At 59.6% G+C, this 22547-nt stretch carries 20 protein-coding genes and 1 tRNA gene; 18 read left to right on the forward strand and 3 right to left on the reverse strand.

What is annotated here, in order from left to right:
* The 12 genes from ACR1XY_RS08360 (at nt 1) to ACR1XY_RS08415 (ending at nt 11229) form a co-directional block, all read left to right on the forward strand.
* On the forward strand, nt 1-1155 hold the full coding sequence (locus ACR1XY_RS08360) for a carbohydrate ABC transporter permease (RefSeq protein WP_480592081.1): 1155 nt from the start codon (nt 1-3) through the stop codon (nt 1153-1155).
* Nucleotides 1156-1281: 126 nt separating this feature from the next.
* Nucleotides 1282-1809 carry an ester cyclase gene (locus ACR1XY_RS08365; RefSeq protein ID WP_480592083.1) on the forward strand — a complete coding sequence of 176 codons (528 nt, stop codon included), beginning with the start codon at nt 1282-1284 and terminating at the stop codon, nt 1807-1809.
* A gap of 14 nt (nt 1810-1823) precedes the next feature.
* Nucleotides 1824-3155: a histidinol dehydrogenase gene (hisD, locus tag ACR1XY_RS08370; protein ID WP_480592085.1), complete on the forward strand. Its 1332-nt coding sequence runs from the start codon at nt 1824-1826 to the stop codon at nt 3153-3155.
* Nucleotides 3152-4204: an ester cyclase gene (locus ACR1XY_RS08375; protein WP_480592087.1), complete on the forward strand. Its 1053-nt coding sequence runs from the start codon at nt 3152-3154 to the stop codon at nt 4202-4204. Before hisD ends, ACR1XY_RS08375 begins: the two co-directional genes overlap by 4 nt.
* The gene (locus tag ACR1XY_RS08380) at nt 4204-4968 is read left to right on the forward strand and encodes an SDR family NAD(P)-dependent oxidoreductase (protein WP_480592089.1); all 765 of its coding nucleotides are present in this window, start codon (nt 4204-4206) and stop codon (nt 4966-4968) included. The genes ACR1XY_RS08375 and ACR1XY_RS08380 overlap by 1 nt, the downstream gene beginning before the upstream one ends.
* Nucleotides 4968-6011: a LacI family DNA-binding transcriptional regulator gene (locus ACR1XY_RS08385; RefSeq protein WP_480592091.1), complete on the forward strand. Its 1044-nt coding sequence runs from the start codon at nt 4968-4970 to the stop codon at nt 6009-6011. Before ACR1XY_RS08380 ends, ACR1XY_RS08385 begins: the two co-directional genes overlap by 1 nt.
* Entirely contained in the window at nt 6008-6997 is a 990-nt protein-coding gene (locus tag ACR1XY_RS08390) for a nuclear transport factor 2 family protein (RefSeq protein WP_480592093.1), read from the forward strand. Before ACR1XY_RS08385 ends, ACR1XY_RS08390 begins: the two co-directional genes overlap by 4 nt.
* A 154-nt stretch (nt 6998-7151) precedes the next feature.
* Nucleotides 7152-8111, forward strand: coding sequence for a cupin domain-containing protein (locus ACR1XY_RS08395; protein ID WP_480592095.1), 960 nt, complete (start codon nt 7152-7154; stop codon nt 8109-8111).
* Complete coding sequence (locus tag ACR1XY_RS08400) at nt 8108-8710, forward strand: class I SAM-dependent methyltransferase (protein ID WP_480592096.1); 603 nt, start codon at nt 8108-8110, stop codon at nt 8708-8710. The genes ACR1XY_RS08395 and ACR1XY_RS08400 overlap by 4 nt, the downstream gene beginning before the upstream one ends.
* Before the next feature lie 10 nt (nt 8711-8720).
* On the forward strand, nt 8721-9845 hold the full coding sequence (locus tag ACR1XY_RS08405) for a cobalamin-independent methionine synthase II family protein (RefSeq protein ID WP_480592098.1): 1125 nt from the start codon (nt 8721-8723) through the stop codon (nt 9843-9845).
* Nucleotides 9842-10537 carry an alpha/beta fold hydrolase gene (locus ACR1XY_RS08410; RefSeq protein ID WP_480592100.1) on the forward strand — a complete coding sequence of 232 codons (696 nt, stop codon included), beginning with the start codon at nt 9842-9844 and terminating at the stop codon, nt 10535-10537. Before ACR1XY_RS08405 ends, ACR1XY_RS08410 begins: the two co-directional genes overlap by 4 nt.
* Nucleotides 10534-11229 (forward strand): RraA family protein, encoded by a 696-nt coding sequence (locus tag ACR1XY_RS08415; RefSeq protein WP_480592102.1) that lies wholly within the window; start codon nt 10534-10536, stop codon nt 11227-11229. Before ACR1XY_RS08410 ends, ACR1XY_RS08415 begins: the two co-directional genes overlap by 4 nt.
* Before the next feature lie 52 nt (nt 11230-11281).
* Here ACR1XY_RS08415 and ACR1XY_RS08420 read toward each other — a convergent pair whose 3' ends face one another.
* Nucleotides 11282-11470: a hypothetical protein gene (locus tag ACR1XY_RS08420; RefSeq protein ID WP_480592104.1), complete on the reverse strand. Its 189-nt coding sequence runs from the start codon at nt 11468-11470 to the stop codon at nt 11282-11284.
* A gap of 446 nt (nt 11471-11916) precedes the next feature.
* A tRNA-Leu gene (locus ACR1XY_RS08425) sits at nt 11917-12003 on the reverse strand.
* A 200-nt stretch (nt 12004-12203) separates the two neighbouring features.
* Between ACR1XY_RS08425 and ACR1XY_RS08430 the strand changes: the two genes are divergently transcribed.
* Entirely contained in the window at nt 12204-13187 is a 984-nt protein-coding gene (locus tag ACR1XY_RS08430; protein WP_480592106.1) for a complex I NDUFA9 subunit family protein, read from the forward strand.
* Here ACR1XY_RS08430 and ACR1XY_RS08435 read toward each other — a convergent pair whose 3' ends face one another.
* The gene (locus tag ACR1XY_RS08435; protein WP_480592108.1) at nt 13188-13991 is read right to left on the reverse strand and encodes an undecaprenyl-diphosphate phosphatase; all 804 of its coding nucleotides are present in this window, start codon (nt 13989-13991) and stop codon (nt 13188-13190) included. It lies immediately after the preceding gene.
* A gap of 230 nt (nt 13992-14221) precedes the next feature.
* On the opposite strand from ACR1XY_RS08435, the gene ACR1XY_RS08440 reads away from it, so the two are divergent.
* The 5 genes from ACR1XY_RS08440 (at nt 14222) to mtgA (ending at nt 22522) form a co-directional block, all read left to right on the forward strand.
* On the forward strand, nt 14222-15655 hold the full coding sequence (locus ACR1XY_RS08440; RefSeq protein ID WP_480592110.1) for an NAD(P)-dependent oxidoreductase: 1434 nt from the start codon (nt 14222-14224) through the stop codon (nt 15653-15655).
* A 28-nt stretch (nt 15656-15683) separates the two neighbouring features.
* Nucleotides 15684-16118: a GFA family protein gene (locus tag ACR1XY_RS08445; protein ID WP_480592113.1), complete on the forward strand. Its 435-nt coding sequence runs from the start codon at nt 15684-15686 to the stop codon at nt 16116-16118.
* Nucleotides 16115-20647, forward strand: coding sequence for a glutamate synthase large subunit (gene gltB, locus ACR1XY_RS08450; protein WP_480592115.1), 4533 nt, complete (start codon nt 16115-16117; stop codon nt 20645-20647). The genes ACR1XY_RS08445 and gltB overlap by 4 nt, the downstream gene beginning before the upstream one ends.
* A gap of 186 nt (nt 20648-20833) precedes the next feature.
* Nucleotides 20834-21748 (forward strand): Hint domain-containing protein, encoded by a 915-nt coding sequence (locus ACR1XY_RS08455; protein WP_480592117.1) that lies wholly within the window; start codon nt 20834-20836, stop codon nt 21746-21748.
* 39 nt (nt 21749-21787) lie between these two features.
* The gene (gene mtgA / locus ACR1XY_RS08460; protein WP_480592119.1) at nt 21788-22522 is read left to right on the forward strand and encodes a monofunctional biosynthetic peptidoglycan transglycosylase; all 735 of its coding nucleotides are present in this window, start codon (nt 21788-21790) and stop codon (nt 22520-22522) included.
* Nucleotides 22523-22547: the final 25 nt, after the last annotated feature.

Consider the following 22547-nt stretch of genomic DNA (forward strand, 5'->3'; position numbering starts at 1 on the left):
ATGTCCTCACGCGCGCTTCGCCAACCGTTCGGCCTGCGACTGACCTCGAACGTCTTCTTGGTCTTCTGGTGTCTGGTCGCTGCTTTCCCGATCTTCTGGATCGCGGTGATGAGTTTCAAATCCCCTGTGGATGCCTTTGACAGCAATGCGCTGAACGTGATCTTCGGGCCCGCGACTCTGGCCAAGGGAAACGGCCTGTCGCTGCTGGATATCATTCTGGGTATCGCGGTGATCTGGGGCACTATATTGGTGGCGACCAAGATCCTGCCTTCGATGGTGAAATCCTATTCCAAGCCGGGTCAGGAATGGATCGGCTGGATTATCGGGGTGCTGGTCGTGGCCGTGGGTTTTCTGGTGGTGTTTTTCGTGATCCTGCCCGCAATCCTTGGCGTACTGAACCCGATCCTTGGCCCGTTGGGCCGGGACGTTCTGGGTCTGACGACCGAACACTATAAGACCGTCTGGATTGATCGCGGCTTTTCCAACAACTTCCGGAACTCGCTGATTGTGACCACCGGTGTAGTGACGGTCTCGCTGACGGTTGGGACGCTGGCGGGGTATGGCCTGGCGCGCTCGGGGTCTACCTTTGCGTTCTGGATCCTGATCGTGGCACTGGTGTTCCGCGCCCTGCCGCACTCGGTTCTGGTGGCGGGCTACCTTCCGGTCTTCATCAACTCTGCGGAATGGCTCAGCCCGATCCTGGGCGAAAATGCCCCGACGCTTTACGGCAAGCCCTTCGCGGTGATTGCGGTTCTGGTTGCGATCAACCAACCCTTCACCATCTGGATGCTGCGGTCGTTTTTCCAGAATATCCCGGCCGAACTGGATGAGGCCGCCCGCGTCGATGGGTGCAGCCACTTCCAGGCCTTCCGCCGTGTCATCATGCCGGTGATGTGGCCGGGTGTGATTACCACGGGTCTGTTCAGCTTTTTGCTGGCCTATAACGACTTTCTGGTGACCTCGTTGCTGTTGGACGCGCAGAACCAGACCATGGTTCCGGCCATCGTCGGCATGTTCAACCGCGAAACCACCACAACCGATCAGGTAGTCGCCGTGGCTGCCGCCGTGTCGATCACCGCGCCGCTGATCTTCCTTGTTCTGATCTTCCAGCGCCAGATCGTCAGCGGACTGACCGCAGGGGCGGTGAAAGGCTGATGAGCAGTAGGTCGCGCACCGGCGCTGTATCGCGCCACCCGGCGCTGAACAGAATGCCGAGGGACTTTTTGTGACGGCGGGGTTTTCGCCCCCCTCACACACTCTTGCGATCTGAAAGGATAGAAAATGAAAGGTTCTCGTCCCGAACAAGCGGTTTTGACCCGCGACACGGACATGAGCAAAACCGCAGACACCCGCCGTGTCATCGAAACCATGGTTGACGGTCTGAACGACCACCGGATCGACGATATCGGCGAGTTTTTCTCGGAAGGTTTCCGTTGGCTGGGCAACCAGGGCTGTGGCACCAAAACCGGCCTGAAGGAGTTTCAGGACAACTGGCAACGCCCGTTTCAGGCGGCGTTCTCGGACAAGACCTGCATCGACGAAGCGCGCCTTTACATGGGTGAGTGGGCTGCGGCCTTTGGTCGGCAAGAGGCCACCCACTCCGGAGAGTTTCTGGGCATCGCGCCCACCGGCAAACGGGTCGAGATCCGCTACATGGATTTCTGGAAAGTGGTCGATGGCAGGATCGTCGACAACTGGGTGAACGTCGATTTTGCCCATGTCGCCGCGCAGCTGGGTGTCGATATCTTCAACGGTGAAGGCTGGGAAGCCTATGACCGTGGTGAGAAAACAGCTCCTCGTCCTGCATAAAAAAGGTTTAGACAATGGCAATTGAGTATCTCAAACGCGGTAAGTCTGACGCCGACCGGGCCGAGGATGACGCCAAGACCCGCGCCGTGGTGGAAGCCACGCTGAAAGACATCGAAACCCGTGGCGACGCCGCCGTGCGCGAGCTGAGTGAGAAGTTCGACAATTACTCGCCCGCGTCCTTCCGGCTGTCGCATCAAGAGATTGACGATCTGATCGGCCAGCTGACCGAGCGTGAACTGGCAGACATCAAATTCGCGCAGGAGCAGGTGCGCAACTTTGCGCAGGCACAGCGCGACTCGATGCTGGATATCGAGGTTGAAACCCTGCCGGGCGTGATCCTGGGTCACAAGAACATCCCCGTTCAGTCCGTTGGCTGCTATGTGCCCGGCGGCAAGTTCCCGATGGTTGCTTCGGCGCATATGTCCGTGGCGACAGCCTCGGTCGCGGGTGTTCCGCGCATCATCGCCTGCACGCCCCCTTTCAACGGCAAGCCGAACGCAGCCGTGATCGCGGCCATGCATCTGGGCGGTGCGCACGAGATTTATGTGATGGGCGGCATTCAGGCCATCGGTGCCATGGCGCTGGGAACCGAGACCATCGATCCCGTTCACATGCTGGTTGGTCCCGGCAACGCCTTTGTTGCCGAAGCCAAGCGCCAGCTGTTCGGCCGCGTGGGCATCGACCTTTTCGCAGGTCCGACCGAGACCATGGTCATCGCCGACGAGACCGCAGCGGACGCCGAGCTGTGCGCCACCGACCTGCTGGGTCAGGCCGAGCATGGCTATAACAGCCCCTGCGTTCTGCTGACCAATTCGCGCAAACTGGCCGAAGAAACCCTGTCGGAAGTAGACCGTCTTCTGGGCATTCTGCCGACCGCTGGCACTGCGAAAGTGTCCTGGGATGAGTATGGCGAAGTGATCGTCTGCGACACCTATGACGAAATGCTGCAGGTCGCCGATGATATCGCGTCCGAGCACGTCCAGGTCATGACCGACCGTGACGACTGGTTCCTTGAGAACATGACCTGCTATGGCGCGCTGTTCCTTGGTCCGCGGACCAATGTTTCGAACGGCGACAAGGTTATCGGCACCAACCACACGCTGCCGACCAAGAAAGCGGGTCGTTACACTGGTGGCCTTTGGGTCGGCAAATACCTGAAGACGCATAGCTATCAGAAGATTGTAACCGATGAGGCGGCAACGCTGATCGGTGAATATGGCTCGCGCCTGTGTCTGCTCGAAGGGTTTGTTGGCCATGCCGAGCAGTGCAACATCCGAGTGCGCCGCTATGGCGGGATCAACGTACCTTACGGTGAGCCCGCGCCTTATCGGGACGCCGCTGAATGAGTGACACACACACACATCACAAATCGCTGATCTCACCGCTTCGGACGGCAATGTACGACTTCAGCGAGGACGGTGTGCGCAGGGCGCTGGCAGAAGTCAGCGCCCCTGACGCTGTTTTCAGGCTGTGCCATCCCTTTGGCGACAGCACTGGCAGCGACGCGTATTACGATACCGCCTTCAAAGACCTGCTATCGGCCTGGCCCGATCTGGAGCGTCGCGACTATATCGTCATGGCCGGCCCGGATGAACATGGGGCTGATTGGGTCGGATGTGGCGGCTATTACACCGGCACCTTCACCGGGCCTTGGCTGGATATCCCGCCGACCGGCCATCAGGTGACGATGCGGTTCCACGAGTTCTACCGTTTCGAAGACGGCAAAGTGGTCGAGATTCAGGCCCTGTGGGACATTCCCGAGGTGATGATGCAGGCGGGTGCCTGGCCAATGGCCCCCAGCCTTGGTCGCGAATGGCATGTGCCCGGACCGGCCACGCAGGACGGTTTTGTGCCCGGCCCTTATGATGCGGCCAAGGGACAGGCGGCCTGTCAGCATATCATCGACATGCTTGAACACCTGAAGAAGCACCCCTCACAGGGCGGGCCGGAGGTGATGGAGCCAGAGCGGTTCTGGCATCCTCGGATGAATTGGTACGGCCCGGCGGGCATCGGTACTGGGCGTGGGTTTTCCGGGTTCCGGAACTGGCACCAGATTCCATTTCTGAACGGGATGCCGGATCGTGGGCAATATGTGGATGACATTACCTATCACTTCTTTGGTGATGGTGACTATGCCGCCGTGACCGGCTGGCCCAACATGATCCAGACCGTGACCCACGATGGCTGGATGGGGATCGCACCCTCGGGCAAGCGCATTACCATGCGCAGCCTCGATTTCTGGCGGGTGGAAAACGGCAAAATCCGCGAAAACTGGGTTCTGGTCGATCTTCTGGACGCGTATCACCAGCTTGGCGTTGACGTTTTCGCCCGACTGCGGGAATTCAACAAGGCCCGCAACATGGGGCGTATCAATATCCCGGATGGAATGAGCTGATGAGTGATCTGCCCCGCACCCCTTCGTTTTCTCTGGCGGGCAAGACCGCCCTTGTTACCGGCGCGTCATCTGGCATCGGGCAGGGCTGTGCCGTGGCGCTGGCCGAAGCGGGTGCGCATGTGGTTTGCGCTGCGCGTGGGGCGGATCGTTTGAACGAAACCGTCGCCGCGTTTCAGGCGCAGGGCTGGTCGGCAGAGGCAGCCGTGGTGGATCAGGGTGATCTTGAGGCGCTGCGTGGCCTGTTCGACGGTCGTGTCTTTGATGTGGTGGTGAACTCTGCCGGAACGGCGCGTCACGGCCCGGCGGTTGAAACTTCACCTGAGGATTTCGACGTGGTCACCAACGTCAACCTGCGCTCGGCCTACTTTCTGTCGTCTTATGCAGCCAAGGCGTTGATGACGGCGGGCAAGCCCGGGTCGATCATCCATATTTCAAGCCAGATGGGTCATGTGGGTGGCGTTGACCGTGCGCTCTATTGCGCCACCAAACATGGGCTGGAGGGCATGGTCAAAGCCATGGCCATTGAATGGGGCAAGCAGCGCATCCGCATCAATACGGTGTGCCCGACCTTCATCCGCACGCCGTTGACCCAATCCACATTCGACAATCCCGAGCGGGCCGCCTGGATCATGGACAAGATCAAGCTGGACCGGATCGGCGAGGTCGAGGACATCATGGGCGCGGTGACCTACCTGGCCTCGGACGCCTCGGCGTTGGTCACGGGAACATCGATGCTGATTGACGGAGGTTGGACGGCGGACTGATGGCTGAGAAAGTTACTTCTCTTCAGGTTGCGCAGCTGGCGGGTGTCAGCCAATCGGCGGTCAGCCGAGTGTTCACGCCCGGTGCCTCTGTAAGCAAGAAGACTGAAGAAAAGGTGCGCAAGGCCGCCGCCGAACTTGGTTATCGCCCCAACGTACTGGCGCGGGCGATGGTTTCGGGAAAAAGCCGGATCATCGGTTTGGTGGTCGGGTATCTGGATAACTACTTTTACCCCGAAGCGCTTGAGAAACTGTCCAATGCGCTGCAGGAAAAGGGCTATCATGTTCTGATCTTCATGGCTTCGAGGACGGCCGGGAACATCGAAGACGTGATGGCGGAGATTCTCGACTATCAGGTGGATGGGGTCATTTTGGCCTCGGTTGCCATGTCGTCGGAAATTGCAATGCGTTGCCAGCAGGCCGGTGTGCCGGTCGTGCTGTTCAACCGTAGTCAGGATATCGAGGGCATCACCTCGGTCACATCCGACAACTATGTGGGCGGGCGCAAGGTGGCCGAGTTCCTTCTGGCGGGCGGGCACGAGCGTATCGGCTATATCGCTGGCTGGCAGGGTGCCTCGACGCAGCGCGACCGCGAGGCCGGGTTCCGTGCTGTACTGTCGGAAGCCGGACAGAGCCTGTTTGCCCATGAGGTCGGTGACTTTGACACTGAAAAGACGCGGGCGGCGGCACGGCGCATGTTTGATGTCCCGCCCGAGACTCGACCGGACGCGGTTTTTGTCGCCAATGATCACATGGCGCTGGCAGTGATGGACGTGATCCGGTTTGAACTGGGTTTGCGCGTGCCCGAGGACGTTTCGGTCGTGGGGTATGACGACGTGCCGCCGGCCGGGTGGCCTGCATACAACCTGACAACGATCCGGCAGCGCGCCAATCTTATGGTGGCCGAAACCGTCATCGCATTGCTTGAACATATCGACGCCCCGGTAACGGCGAAATCGCGCAAAGTGGCCATTGATGGGCCTCTGGTCGTGCGGACATCGGCCAGGTTGCCCAGGGGCTGGTCACCACAAAGGACAGAGACATGAAAGGCTTCGATCCGAAGTTTCGGGATTTTCCCGACTATATCATCGGTATTACCAAAGAGATTTGGGAAGACCGCGGCATCTCGACCTTGCACGAGTACTACGCCGAGGACATTGTTGTCCGCTCACCGGGGTCTGTCGTGACGGGCAACCAGAATGTCATCGGCGCTACAATGGCCACGCTGGCCGAGTTCCCGGATCGCCAACTGTTGGGAGAGGACGTGATCTGGTCGGGAACACCGGAGGACGGCATGCTCAGCTCGCATCGGATCATCTCAACCGCGACGCATTTGGCCGAGGGGGTGTATGGCAAGCCCACCGGAACCAAACTGCGGTACCGAATCCTGGCCGATTGCCATGCGATCGACAACATGATCAATGACGAATGGCTGATCCGGGACCAGGGCGCCATCGTCCGCCAAATGGGCTGGGATCCCAAGGAATACGCTGCCGATCTGATTGCGCGGGAAGGTGGCGCAGAAAACTGCGTCAGGCCGCTGACCCCGGCCAACGATGTCGAAGGCCCCTACAAGGGGCGCGGAAACAACAACGAGTGGGGTCAGCGTCATGCCGATCTGCTGACCCGGATGATGAGCGCGGATATGGGTGCGGTCGAGCGTGACTATGACCGGGCCGTGCAGTCCGAATACCCGGGTGGCGTCACCGGACACGGATGGGATTCGGTGGATCGGTTCTGGATGTCGTTGCGTGCGGCGATGCCCAATGCGACCTTCACCGTTCATCACCAGATCGGACGCGATGACGCGAACATGCCTCCACGCTCGGCGATCCGGTGGAGCCTTCACGGTAAGCACGATGGCTGGGGCGCATTTGGTAAGCCAACAGGCGCTGAAATTTATGTACTGGGCATCAGCCACGCCGAATGGGGAGAACTGACCGGCGGTGATGTCAGGCTGCGCCGTGAGTGGACCCTGTTCGATGAAACATCGGTCTGGAAGCAGATTATTCTGGCAACCGGGGACGTGTGATGCCCTTGGTGCCTGCCCCTCTTGATACCAGCGAAGGGACCCGGCGGTATCACTGCCACCGGGCCTCTTTGCGGGCAAAGCGGCTTAACAACCGCCCTCCCGGGGCAACGGGCTGACCCCCCTGTTGCAACACCAAACCCGTTAGGAGACCAAAATGAGCACCATCCAGGAACGCATCGTCCGCTATGGCGAGCTGCAACCCTGCAAAACTGCCTTTATCGACGCCCACACCCCGGGCAGCGATCAGAAAGAGAACTTTACCATCGTCGGCGGTGGCGTATCGGAATCCCCGGATCAGCACGTTCACATCACCGACAAGATCGGTTTCAATATCGGCGCGGCGGGACAGCCTCCGAAATGCCGTAACTCGCTGCATAGCCACACCACGGCCGAGGTCTTCTTTGTCGCCAAAGGCCGTTGGCGTTTCTTCTGGGGCCGCTATGGCACGGCCGGAGAGTTCATCGCCGAGGAAGGCGATATTTTCAACATCCCGACTGGCATCTTCCGCGGGTTCGAGAATGTGGGCGACGACTACGGCATGATCATGTCGATGCTAGGCGGCGACGATGCCGGTGGCGGCGTGACATGGGCACCGCAGGTGATCGAAGACGCGCAGGCGCATGGTCTGATGCTGGGTGACAATGGCGTGCTGTATGACAGCAAAAAGGGTCAGGAACTGCCGCACAACGTGCGTCCGATGCCTCTGCTGACCGAGGAAGAGCTGAAAGCCTATCCAGAGGTGCCCGTCGATGCCGTGATCGGCAAGTACGTGGCGCGGTATTGGGACCTGATGGCGCTGGCGGCAGACAAACCTGCAACGGTGATCGGTGAGACCGGTATCATCAAGGATAAACCGGGCTTCGAGGTTGATTTCCTGACCCGTGGCTCGGCCGTCAACGATCCGGTCAAAGCCGAAAAGCCTGTGGTTCTGATGCCGGCCAGCGGCCATTGGCGCATCACCGTGGATGACTATTCCACCACCTTGTCCAACGGCGATACTGCGGTTGTCATGCCGGGTGAAACCTATACCGTCGCGCCGTCCATGACCGGGCAGGCGGGACTTTATCGTATCACGGCCACCGACGATCCTGCCGGTGCGACCTGGGTCGGATGACCGTCGATCCGGACGATACCCACGCCGTTTACGAACGGCAGGCTAGGGCCTATGACGAGCAACGCTCGAAGGCCCTGTTCGAAGCGCGCTGGCTGGCGCGCTTCACCGCCAGTTTGAAAGCGGGCGATCACGTTCTGGATCTGGGCTGCGGTACAGGCGAACCCATCGCCCGCTGGTTCAAGGCCGAAGGGTTCACCGTCACCGGCGTCGATTTTTCCGAAGCCATGCTTGAGATCGCCCGCGACCGCTGGCCCGATGGCAATTGGTTGCAGGCAGACATGCGGGATTTCGAACTGGATCAGAGATTTGATGGCATTATCTCCTGGAACAGCTTTTTCCACCTGACGGCTGACGAACAGAAAGATTGCATCGCCCGCATGGGGCGTCATCTGCGTTCGGGCGGGATGCTGATGCTGACGGTCGGTCCCAGCGCTGGTGAGGAACAGGGAACTGTCGGCGGAGAGCCGGTGTATCACGCATCCCTTTCGCCCGCAGCCTATGCCACCTGCCTTGAAGAAAACGACATGATCCTGACTGGGTTTCTGGCCAAAGACCCGGACACCCAAAGCCATACCGTGCTGATGGCGCGCAAAAATTAACGGAGGTTCCATGACCATAAAGACAACGCATGTCGGCTCCCTGCCGCGCTCGCAAGAGGTGGTGGATTTCATTTTTGCCCGCGAACGGGAAGAGTCTTTCGATCAGGCTGCTTTCGATGCGAGCATGGCGAATGCCGTGTCCGAAACTGTGCGCAAACAGGTTGCGGCCGGGGTGAATATCGTCAGTGATGGCGAGACCTCAAAGATTTCCTACGCAACCTATGTCAAAGATCGCTACACCGGGTTTTCGGGCGACAGCCCGCGCAATGCCCCGGCCGATCTGAAGATGTTCCCCGGTTTCCTGCAACGGCTGGCCGATGACGGTGGCACCCCCCAATACGCCCGCCCGCAATGCACCGGAGAGGTGCGCTCCAAAGGGCAGGGCGAGCTGGAGAAGGACATCGCCAACCTCAAAGCCGCGATGGCGCAGCACGAGGCTGAGCGGGGGTTCATGAATGCCGCATCTCCGGGTGTGATTTCGTTGTTTCTGCAAAACGATTTCTACCCCACGCGCGAGGCGTATCTGGCCGCGCTGGCGGATGCGATGAAGGACGAGTACGAAACCATCGTGGCCGCCGGATTGGACTTGCAACTGGATTGCCCCGACCTTGCGCTCTCGCGCCACATGCTGTTCACCGATCTGTCCGACGAAGAATTCGTCAAGATCGCCGACATGCATGTCGAGGCCCTGAACCACGCGCTGCAAAACGTTCCCCAGGACCGCGTTCGGGTGCATATCTGCTGGGGCAATTACGAAGGGCCTCATTGCTGTGATATCGCCATGGACAAGGTGTTTTCGACGCTGATGAACACAAAGTCCCGCTATGTGCTGTTCGAAACCTCGAACCCGCGCCACGCGCATGAATGGACCGTGTTCCGCGACCGCAAGTCCGAGATTCCGGACGACAAGGTTCTGGTCCCCGGCGTTGTCGACACCACGACGAATTTCGTGGAACACCCCGAGCTGGTCGCGCAGCGCATCACGCGTTTCACCGATATCGTCGGCGCGGACCGGGTGATCGCGGGCAGTGACTGCGGTTTCGGCACATTTGCGGGCTTTGGTGCGGTCGATCCCGATATCGCTTATGCCAAGCTGTCCGCGCTGTCCGAAGGCGCGAAGCTGGCCGACATATGACACCGCTGGTTCTTTTGCCCGGTATGATGTGCGATGCGCGGTTGTATCAGCCGCAGATCGCAGCTTTGTCCGGGTCCAGACCCTTGCTGACCTTCCCGTTGGCGGCGCGGGACAGCATACAGGCGATGGCCGCTGATATCCTGGGCAACGCGCCGCCGATCTTTGCACTGGCGGGGCTGTCGATGGGCGGCATCGTCGCGATGGAGGTTGTCCGGCAGGCGCCCGATCGGGTCGAAAAGCTGGCCCTGCTGGACACCAACCCGCTGGCCGAAAAACCCGAGGTCAAGGAACGGCGCGGACCGCAGATGGAGGCTGTGCGCGGGGGCAAGCTGCGGCAGGTGATGCGGGATGAAATGAAGCCCAATTATCTGGCCGATGGGCCCAATCAGGGTGCCATATTGGACCTGTGCATGGCGATGGCCGAGGATCTTGGCGCGGATGTATTCCTGCGTCAGTCCCGCGCTTTGATGGATCGCCCCGACCAATCTGAAACCTTGAAAGCTTACACCGGCAAATCGGTTGTTCTGTGCGGCCGTGAAGACGGCTTGTGTCCGGTCGAGAGGCACCAGCTCATGCATGAGCTGCTACCCAACAGTACCTTGGAAATCATCGAGCAGGCCGGGCACCTGCCCACTCTGGAACAACCCAACGACACGACAGCGGCCCTGATCCGCTGGCTGGAGGCCAAATGACACCGTCCCTTCTGACCCTGTTGCGCAAGGTCGACACGCCCACCGTCTGCAATGCCATCGAGGTGGCGCAGGGCAAGCGTGGGTTCAATGCGTTCACCCGCGGTACAATGCTGTGTTCGGCCCCGTCCGAGCCCGCGATCGTGGGATATGCCCGCACCGCAAAGATCGCCGCAGTACGGCCGCCCTCCGAGGCGCCGGAAGTCATCAAGGAACGCCGCATGGCCTATTACAAGTACATGGCCGAAGGCCCTGCGCCCTCGGTTGCGGTGATCGAGGATGTCGATTTCCCCAACTGCATCGGTGCCTATTGGGGTGAGATCAACACCACCGTGCACAAAGGTTTTGGCATGTCGGGCGCCCTGACCAATGGTGTCATGCGTGACCTCGGCGATCTGCCCGAAGGTTTCCCGGTGGTTGCCGGATCGATCGGGCCCAGCCATGGCTTTGTCCATGTGCACGAGGTCGATACACCGGTGTCTGTCTTTGGTCTGTCGGTCAACCCCGGTGATCTGATCCACGCCGATAGGCATGGTGCGCTTGTGGTGCCAGCGGGTGTTGTCGATCAGCTTGAGGCCGCGATCCAGAAACTGCTGTCCACGGAACGCGTCGTCCTTGATGCTGCCACCCAGCCGGGATTTGATTTTCAGGCTTTTCAATCGGCCTGGGAAAAGTTCGAAAAGTCGCGGATTTGAAACGGTTCCCGGTTACGCAATAATACCGGGGAGCAGGAAGGTCAGGCGCATGTTACTTGCGCCCGGCCCGAAGATCGTCGCGTTTTTCTTCCAAAACGGTTTGGAACAGCGCGGTCAGTTCGGATTTTTTGATCGGTGGAACCCTGCGGCCCGTTGCCGATGTGGGTTGCACGTCCTCAGAAACAGCGCCCTGCACCGATTTAGTCGTTTTGAAGCGATTGAGAAATGATCTGATCTGCATTGTCACTTTCCTCCAAAATTCCGGTCTTATAAACTTGCCGCTGCGGACCTGATCCGAACCCGCTGGTTTCGGGCTCAAGGATCGATGATCCGTGAGTGGCGATCCGCAGCGACAGGGGGCATTTACGCACCGTGTTTTTTCGGACAAGGGGGAAGAATTTACCCATTTGCGTCATTTTTTAACCGTTCAATCAAAAAATGATTTCAAACCTTACCTTTACGTAAAGACGTTGAAGGAGAGGTTTACGCGCCGCGACGCTACGTCACTTTTTAAGCTGCTATCCCAACCGCCTGCGCGGAGCGTCGGCCCAGTAGGATTTGCCCGGGTTCTGAGGCCGGAACCATGGCCTGACTCGGTGAAATTTCGATCTGTGAAAACAGGGGCGACTCCCGCAGACACGGTTAGCATCCGCATGTGCGAATTGGTCTTTTACGTTGTTGGGGATATGGTGCCCAGGAGAGGACTCGAACCTCCACGTCCATACGGACACTAGCACCTGAAGCTAGCGCGTCTACCAATTCCGCCACCTGGGCAGGTGTCGTGGAGGGGCGTTTAAGCCTACTGGCCGGGAGCGTCAACACGATTCGGAAAGATTTTTTGAAAGTTTTTTGACCCTTGCCTAAAACCGTCCGGAATCCGTTGGTTTTTTCCCGGACGCGCGGCGTTATTGCGCCTTGTTTGCCGGGGCTTTGGGCGGTAGATCGGATCAAGACCCATCAGCAGGAGCCCTCGCATGTCCAAACTGGTCACGATTTATGGTGGATCGGGATTTGTCGGTCGTTACATCGCACGTCGCATGGCGAACGAAGGTTGGCGTGTGCGGGTCGCGGTGCGCCGCCCGAACGAAGCGATGTTCGTCAAACCCTACGGTGTGGTCGGCCAGGTCGAACCCATTCTGTGCAACATCCGCGATGACGCCTCGGTGGCCGCGGTTATGCATGGCGCGGATGCGGTGGTGAACTGCGTCGGCGTGCTGAACGAGCTGGGCAAGAACGAATTTGACGCCGTTCAGGCCGAAGGGGCAGAGCGCATCGCGCGGATCGCCGCCGAACAGGGCGTTGCACGGATGGTGCATATCTCGGCGATCGGGGCGGACGCGGATTCCAATAGCGAGTATTCCCGCACCAAGGCGCAGGGTGAGGCCGGCGTACTGGCGCATATGCCGAACGCGGTGATCCTGCGTCCGTCGATCATTTTCGGGACAGAGGATCAGTTCTTTAACCGCTTTGCCGGAATGACCCGGATGGGGCCGTTCCTGCCTCTGGTCGGGGCCGAAACCAAGTTCCAGCCAGTTTATGTGGATGACGTAGCCAAAGCTGCCGTTCAGGGCGTATTGGGTCAGGCTGTGGCTGGTACCTACGAGCTGGGCGGGCCCGAGGTGAAATCCTTCCGCGCGCTAATGCAGCAGATGCTGGGGGTGATCCACCGCCGCCGCGTCATCATCGGGGTGCCGTTCTTTGCCGCCAGGATCATGGCTGGCGTGCTGGATATAGCGAAATTCGTCAGCTTTCAGCTGTTCCCGAACCACATCCTGACCCGCGACCAGCTGAAGAACCTGCGTCGTGACAACGTGGTGTCCGAGGCAGCCAAGGGCTTCGACGATCTGGGAATCGAACCGGCCACGCTGGAATCGATACTGCCGGATTACCTGTGGAAGTTCCGCCCGGCCGGTCAGTATGACGACATCCAGAACTCGGCCAGCAATCTGCGGACCTGATCAACTGTAGGCGATCACCAGCAGGATCGCACCCAGGATCACGCGATAGACGACATAGGGCGTGAAGCTGACGCTGCGCAGCAGGCGCATCATCAGGGTCAGCGCCAGCAGGGCCGAGACAAAGGCGAAAAAGGCGGCAATTGCGCCGTCCTTCGCCAGTTGCGCGTCCGCCTCTTGGATCACATCCGCCGATAGCAGCACGCCCGAGGCCAGAATCGTCGGGATTGACATCAGCATCGCAATCCGTGCGCCGTCTTCGCGGCTGTAACCCAGCTGTCGCGCTCCGGTGATGGTGATGCCTGACCGCGAAGTGCCGGGGATCAGCGCCAGAACCTGCCACAATCCCATGATAAAGGCGTCCCGCAGACCCCAATCTCCGGCCTGCTTGGTCTGAGGGCCTTTCTGGTCCATCCAATACAGCACCAGCCCGAAACCCAGCATAGTCCAGCCAATCACGGCCATCGAACGCAGGGACTGGCTGAGCCCGGTTTTGAACAGGATGGCGCCAACGATGACGGTGGGAATCGTTGCGATGATCAGCCCCAGTGCCAGTCGGGCCTGCGGGGTATCGACACGCCCGGTCAGGGCGCGCGGCAGACCAGCCATGACTTGCTTCACGTCGGACCAGAAATACAGAACCACGGCGCCCAAAGTACCCACATGTACGGCAACATCGATCGCCAGCCCCTGATCGTCCAAACCGGTCAAGCTGGGCAACAGGATCAGATGGCCCGAGGAGGAGATCGGCAAAAATTCGGTGATACCCTGAATAACTGCCGCGAGAATCAACTGAAAAAAACTCATTTAACCTGCCGTGCTGCCGTCACGTGTTCTTTGCGCGCAATGGGTATAAGTGTGGTGCCGAAAAGGAAAGCGTGTAAATAGGTCCGATTCGGTACTAAAAAACCGATTATTTTTTGAAGAATTGGATTTTCAGCTCGGGTTTTTTCAATTTAGGTCAGCACAATTGACTTTTCATTCGGCGCCGTATCTCTTAAAGAAGCTCGACCAAGCCAATTCATGGAGTCTGACCCGTGGCCAAGCAACCGATGCTGAAATTTGTGCAGATCGACCGCGTCATGCCTGAAAAGCGTGCCGCCGAAGCACGCAGAGAAGACTTTGACGAAATCTATGCTGAATTCGCGTCGGCCAAGGCAGAAGAGCAGGCCAGTCGCTGCAGCCAATGCGGTGTGCCCTATTGTCAGTCGCACTGCCCGCTGCACAACAATATCCCCGACTGGCTGCGCCTGACCGCGACCGGCCGTCTGGAGGAGGCCTACCAGACTAGCCAGGCCACCAACACTTTCCCCGAAATCTGTGGCCGTATCTGCCCGCAGGACCGTCTGTGTGAAGGCAATTGCGTGATCGAACAATCCGGTCACGGCACCGTTACCATTGGCACCATCGAGAAATACATCACCGACACGGCCTGGGACAAAGGTTGGGTGAAACCGGTCGCTCCGGGCGCCGAACGCAGCGAGAGCGTCGGCATCATCGGCGGTGGCCCCGGTGGTCTGGCCGCAGCCGACATGCTGCGCCGCGCTGGCATTCAGGTCACCGTCTACGATCGCTATGACCGCGCAGGTGGCCTTCTGATGTACGGCATTCCGGGCTTCAAACTGGAAAAAGACATCGTCCAGCGTCGCAACGACTTGTTGGCTGATGGCGGGGTCGAGTTCGTTTTGAGCTGCGACGTGGACGCCGCCAAGTTTGCGGAAATCCACGCCAAGCATGACGCGGTGATCATTGCGACCGGCGTCTACAAGTCGCGTGACCTATCCATGCCGGGCAGCGGTCTTGCCGGCATCGAGAAGGCCATCGACTTCCTGACCGCCTCGAACCGAAAGAGTTTTGGCGACGCAGTTGAAGACTTCGACAATGGTCGCCTGAACGCTAACGGCAAGAAGGTTGTTGTCATCGGCGGTGGTGACACCGCGATGGACTGCGTGCGCACTTCGATCCGTCAGGGGGCGACTTCGGTCAAGTGCCTGTACCGCCGCGACCGCGCGAACATGCCGGGCTCGCAGAGGGAAACGCAAAACGCTGAGGAAGAAGGCGTGATCTTCGAATGGCTCAGCGCACCCAAGGGATTTACCGGTGACGAAAAGGTCTCGGGCGTCATGGTGCAGAGGATGCGTTTGGGTCAGCCCGATGCCTCGGGCCGTCAAGCGCCCGAACTGATCGAAGGTGCCGATTACGTCGAAGAGGCCGATCTGGTGATCAAGGCGCTGGGTTTCGAGCCCGAAGACCTGCCCACCCTGTTCGACCAGCCCGATCTGCCGGTGACCCGTTGGGGAACCGTAAAGGCCGCGTTCCAGACCGGCGAGACCGAAATGGACGGTGTCTATGCGATTGGTGACATCGTACGTGGTGCCTCGCTCGTGGTCTGGGCGATCCGTGACGGCCGCGACTGCGCCGAAGCGATCATCGACCGGTTCAACACCAAGGCTGCAGTCGCAGCCGAGTAACCCAATGCCCAGCGACAGGAGGGTTCGAATGCCCGAATTGCAAGGCCAATGTATGTGTGGCGCGGTCACCGTGACCGCCACCCCGGCGGAAGACTCGCTGGGTGCATGTCATTGCGACCAATGTCGTCGCTGGACCAGCTCGATGCTGGTGACGTTTCAGGCCGAGCCCGGCTATGCCGCATTGGGCCCTGTTAAAACCTTTACCTCGTCCGACTGGGCCGAGCGTGCCTTTTGTGCCGAGTGTGGCTCGGCGCTGTGGTACCGGGTCACCCTGCCGGGCGAGATGCACGGACACACTCAAATGGCAGCGGGCCTGTTCGAAGACACAGGAAACCCGCTGAAACTGGAACTTTTTATCGACAAAAAGCCCGACGGGTACGCGTTCGTAGGCGAACGCCGGCAGATGACCAAAGCCGAGGTCGAAGCCATGTTTGCCCAACCGGAAGAAGGAGACAGCCAATGACCAAATATGATGCCGATTGGGTGCGGGCCGAGGAGGCCAAGCGCAAATTCATGGCGGAAAACGGTCTCTATTCCGAGGAAGAAGAGCATTCCTCCTGTGGCGTGGGCCTTGTTGTATCCATTGACGGTAAGCCGTCGCGCAAGGTTGTGGATGCCGGGATCGACGCGCTCAAGGCGATCTGGCATCGCGGAGCGGTGGATGCTGATGGCAAAACTGGCGACGGCGCGGGTATCCATGTGCAGATCCCGGTGCCCTTCTTCTATGATCAGATTCGTCGTACCGGCCACGAACCGAAGCTGGGTGAACTGATCGCCGTTGGTCAGGTCTTCCTGCCCCGCACCGATTTCGGCGCGCAGGAAAGCTGCCGGACCATCGTGGAAACCGAAGTCCTGCGGATGGGCTATTACATTTACGGCTGGCGCCATGTGCCGGTCGATGTGACCTGTCTGGGCGACAAGGCCAATGCGACCCGCCCCGAAATCGAGCAGATTCTGATCTCGAACTCCAAGGGCGTCGACGAAGAGACGTTCGAGCGTGAACTGTACGTCATCCGTCGCCGCATCGAAAAGGCCGCCACTGCTGCTGGTATCTCTGGATTGTATCTGGCGTCGCTGTCCTGCCGTTCGATCATTTACAAGGGCATGATGCTGGCCGAGCAGGTCGCCGTTTTCTACCCCGACTTGATGGACGAACGCTTTGAATCAGCCTTCGCCATCTATCACCAGCGCTATTCGACCAACACCTTCCCGCAATGGTGGTTGGCGCAGCCGTTCCGCATGTTGGCCCATAACGGCGAGATCAACACGCTGAAGGGCAATATCAACTGGATGAAGAGCCACGAGATCCGCATGGCCAGCGGCACCTTTGGCGACTATGCCGAAGACATCAAGCCGATCATTGCCGGTGGATCGTCAGATTCGGCCGCATTGGACTCGGTCTTCGAGGTTCTGGTGCGTGCGGGCCGTTCCGCTCCGATGGCGAAAACCATGTTGGTGCCGGAAAGCTGGTCCAAGCAGGCGGTCGAGTTGCCACAGGCATGGCGTGACATGTACTCCTACTGCAATTCGGTGATGGAGCCGTGGGACGGCCCTGCAGCCCTGGCGATGACCGATGGCCGTTGGGTCTGTGCCGGCCTGGACCGGAACGGTCTGCGCCCAATGCGCTATGTGGTGACCGGCGATGGGCTCGTCATCGCGGGTTCCGAGGCGGGTATGGTGCCGATTGACGAGGCGTCCGTGACCGAAAAGGGCGCGCTGGGGCCGGGGCAGATGCTGGCCGTTGATATGAGAAAGGGCAAGCTGTTCCGCGACAAGCAGATCAAGGACAAGCTGGCGCGGGCGCTGCCCTTTGGTGACTGGGTCGGCAAGATCAACGATCTGGATGACACGCTGGCCGAATTGGCAGAAGCGCCAATTTTCTCGGGTGAAGAGCTGCGCAAGCGGCAGATCGCGGCGGGTTATTCGATTGAGGAACTGGAGCAGATCCTCGCGCCAATGGCCGAAGACGGCAAGGAATCCATCGCTTCGATGGGCGACGACACCCCGTCGGCGGTTCTGTCCAAGCAATACCGCCCGCTGAGCCATTTCTTCCGCCAGAACTTCAGCCAAGTGACCAACCCGCCGATCGACTCTTTGCGTGAATATCGCGTGATGTCGTTGAAAACGCGGTTCGGCAACCTCAAGAACGTGCTGGACGAAGACAGCAGCCAGACCGAGATCATTGTTCTGGAAAGTCCCTTTGTCGGCAACGCGCAATGGGACAAGCTGGTCGAGAACTTCAATTCGCCGTTGGCCGAGATCGACTGCAGCTTTGAACCCGGCCGTGGCGCGCTGAGCGCCGCCTTGGCCCGTGTCAGAGCCGAAGCAGAAGAGGCCGTGCGGTCCGGTGCCGGGCATCTGGTGCTGTCCGACATGAACTCGGGCGAGGGTCGTGTGGCGATGCCGATGATCCTGGCGACCAGTGCCGTGCATTCGCATCTGACCCGTCAGGGGCTGCGCACCTTCTGCTCGTTGAATGTCCGTTCGGCAGAATGTGTCGATCCGCATTACTTTGCCGTGCTGATCGGTTGTGGTGCGACCGTGGTCAACGCCTATCTGGCCGAGGATTCGCTGGCTGACCGCATCGACCGTGGTCTGCTGGACGGCACCCTGACCGAGAACGTCGCCCGCTTCCGCGAGGCCATCGATCAGGGCTTGCTGAAAATCATGGCCAAGATGGGCATCTCGGTAATCTCGTCCTACCGTGGCGGTCTGAACTTTGAGGCCGTAGGCCTCAGCCGTGCCATGGTGGCCGAGTATTTCCCGGGTATGACCAGCCGGATTTCCGGTATCGGCGTGACCGGTATCCAGACCAAGGTCGAGGAAATCCACGCCAAAGGTTGGGACAGCGGTTTGGATGTGCTGCCCATCGGTGGATTCTACAAAGCACGTAAGTCGGGTGAGACCCACGCGTGGGAAGCGACCTCGATGCATATGATGCAAATGGCCTGTAATAGAGCCTCATATGAGCTGTGGAAGCAGTATTCGGCCAAGATGCAATCGAACCCGCCGATCCACCTGCGCGATCTGATGGATTTCAAACCGCTGGGCAAGCCGGTGCCGATTGAAGAGGTCGAATCGATCACCTCGATCCGCAAACGCTTTGTCACGCCGGGCATGTCGCTGGGCGCGCTGTCGCCCGAGGCGCACAAGACGCTGAACGTAGCGATGAACCGGATCGGCGCGAAATCCGACAGTGGTGAAGGTGGTGAAGATCCGGCGCATTTCGTGCCGGAACCCAATGGCGACAATCCGTCGGCCAAGATCAAACAGGTGGCGAGCGGCAGATTCGGCGTGACCGCCGAATACCTGAACCAGTGTGAAGAGCTGGAGATCAAGGTGGCCCAGGGTGCGAAACCCGGTGAGGGTGGTCAGCTGCCGGGCATGAAGGTCACCGATCTGATCGCGCGTCTGCGCCACTCGACCAAGGGTGTGACCCTGATCTCGCCGCCGCCGCACCACGACATCTACTCGATCGAGGATCTGGCGCAGCTGATCTATGATCTGAAACAGATCAACCCGCGCTGCAAGGTGACGGTGAAACTGGTGGCGTCTTCAGGCGTTGGCACGATTGCTGCTGGTGTGGCCAAGGCGAAAGCAGATATCATCCTGATTTCGGGTCATAATGGCGGTACGGGCGCCTCGCCCGCGACCTCGATCAAATATGCCGGTCTGCCATGGGAGATGGGCCTGACCGAGGCGCATCAGGTTCTGGCGATGAACAATCTGCGCGACCGCGTGACCCTGCGGACCGATGGAGGCCTGCGCACCGGTCGCGACATTGTCATGGCTGCGATGATGGGGGCCGAGGAATACGGCATCGGCACCGCCGCGCTGATCGCGATGGGCTGTATCATGGTACGCCAGTGCCAGTCGAACACCTGCCCGGTTGGCGTCTGTACGCAGGATGAAGACCTGCGCGCTAAATTCACCGGCAACGCGGACAAGGTGGTGAATCTGATCACCTTCTACGCACAGGAAGTGCGCGAACTGCTGGCCAGCCTTGGTGCGCGATCGGTTGATGAGATCATTGGCCGGGCCGATCTGCTGGCGCAGGTCAGCCGTGGTTCGGCGCATCTGGACGATCTGGATCTGAATCCGCTGCTGATCACCGTCGATGGTGCACATGACATCGTGTACGACCGCGACAAGGACCGCAACGCGGTGCCGGATACGCTGGATGCCGAGATCGTGCGCGATGCGGCCCGGTTCCTGAAAGACGGTGAGAAGATGCAGCTGTCTTACGCGGTGCAAAACACACACCGGACTGTGGGTACCCGCGTCTCCAGCCATATTGTGCAGAATTTCGGCATGCGGAACACGTTCCAGTCCGACCACCTGCATGTGAAACTGCAGGGCTCGGCCGGTCAGTCGCTTGGGGCGTTTGCGGCGCCCGGTCTGAAACTGGAAGTATCCGGTGACGCCAACGACTATGTCGGCAAGGGCCTGTCGGGCGGCATGATCGTCGTGCGCCCGCCGCAGGTCAGCCCGCTGAAGGCGGATGACAACACCATCATCGGCAACACCGTCCTGTACGGCGCCACCGATGGGTATCTGTTCGCTGCCGGTCGCGCCGGCGAGCGGTTTGCGGTGCGCAACTCGGGCGCCAAGGTGGTGATCGAGGGCTGTGGCTCGAACGGGTGTGAATACATGACCGGCGGTGTTGCAGTGATCCTGGGTGATATCGGGGCCAATTTCGGTGCAGGTATGACGGGCGGTATGGCCTATCTGTACGATCCGGAAGGTAGGGCCGAAAAGCTGATGAACATGGAAACCCTGGTGACCTGCCCGGTGACCGTCGACCATTGGGAAGAGCAGCTGAAAACGATGATTGAGACCCATCAGGCCGAGACCTTCAGCCGTAAGGCCGCAGACATTCTGCAGCATTGGGATGTGGAAAAAGCCAACTTCTTGCAGGTTTGCCCGAAAGAGATGCTGAACAAGCTCAGCCATCCTCTGACCAACGAGGCAGAGGCGGTTCCGGCTGAGTAAGCGACTGGCAATGCCCTGAAGAAAAAACCCGCGTGTCACCTGGAACACGCGGGTTTCTTCCGATTTGGGGTAATTAACCCGCATTTATTGCATTTTTGCGCTGTTCGCGCCTAGCTATGGCCATAGTTTCTTCGGGATTTGCAGTGACACTGCTGTCCAAGGTGACGAATAGGCAGGAGCAGGCACATGCCAACGACCTATACAGACCAGTTCTTTGACATGGACCCGGCGAACCCGCCCGCTGCGGGAACGACGCTGACGGTGCAGAAATACGATCTGGTGGACCAGAATGACGACGGCGATATCGACCGGTTCAACAACGATACCGTCAATGGTGTGGATGTCACCCGGTCGTGGCCTGGAGATACGGTGACGATCAACGTGCCCGGTCAGGGGAACGTAACCTATGTCGGTACGACGTTTTATCTTGCAGATGGAACGCGGGTTTTTACGCCAACTGATGGCAAGGTATTGCAAAGTGGTACTTTTGTATCCTCAACCTTCGTTACCTCGCAGGGCCCACTGGACGTTGATGATCTGGGTCCGCCCTGTTTCACACCTGGCACCATGATCGAAACACCGGACGGCCCGCGCCGGGTCGAAGATTTGCAGCCGGGAGATATGGTCACCACCGCCGATCACGGCGCGCAGCCTTTGCTGTGGTTGGGCAGCACCCGTGTCGAGGCGCGGGGCAAACTGGCCCCGATCCGGTTTGAGGCCGGCGTTTTGGGGCTTGATCGCCCCCTGACAGTGTCGCCGCAGCACCGGATGCTGGTGGCCGATTGGCGTGCGCCTTACCTCTTCGGTCATTCCGAGGTTCTGATCGCCGCGCATAGTCTGGTCAACGACGACACGGTGACCCGTATCGAAAGCGATGAGGTCGAATATATCCACCTTCTGTTTGCCCGGCATGAGATCGTCATTGCCAACGGGGCAAAAAGCGAAAGCTATTATCCCGGACATGCGGTGAGTCAGGCGGATCGTGACACACAGGCCGAAGTGCTGCGCCTGTTCCCGGAATTGCGCAGCCGAGATCCGGTGATGCCGGTAACCGCGCGTCCCGTCGTCCGCCCGCGCGAGGCGCGCGCGCTGGTGATTTAAACCGTTTCAAACCAGTTCGCCGCGTCGTATAGCAACATCATGGCAAAAAAAGCAGCGCGCAAGTCGAGCAGTAAGAAAAGCAAGGCGTCACAGGCAAGAAAACCAATCACATTGCGGATTCGCCGTTGGGTGACTCGGGCTGTGTTGGGGGTGGTTGTCTTTGTGGTTGGGCTGGTGGCGCTTTACTCGGTGTTGAACCCGCCGGTGACCCATACGATATGGTCCGAATGGCGTCGGCTGGGCAAGGTCGAGCGCGATTGGGTGCCGATCGAGGAAATCTCGCCTGTCATGGCTCGCTCGGTCGTGGCGGCCGAGGATGCCAATTTCTGCCTGCACTGGGGCTTTGACGTCGAAGCGATCCGCGATGCGCTGGAAAATGGTGGTACGCGCGGTGCATCGACCATCACACAGCAGGTGGTGAAGAATGTCTTCCTGTGGCAGGGCCGCAGCTGGGTGCGTAAGGCGTTGGAAACCTCGATTACGCCGGTTGTCGAGGTTTTCTGGAGCAAGCAGCGCATTCTCGAGGTCTATCTGAACGTGGCCGAAACCGGGCAGGGCGTGTTCGGAGTCGAGGCCGCGGCCCAGCGCAATTTCAGCGTGCCCGCCTCTCGGCTAAGCCCGGTACAGGCCGCGCGGATCGCGGCGATTCTGCCCTCACCCCGTAATCGGTCGGTCACTGACCCCTCAGTTCGGACGCGTCGGCGGGCTGCGTCAATCCTGGACGGGGCGGCCACCATCCGCGCAGATGGTCGCGCGGATTGTTTCGAGGATTGAAAACCATCGCCCCTCAAGGCTAAAG

Source organism: Ruegeria sp. AD11(2025), from assembly GCF_056542405.1.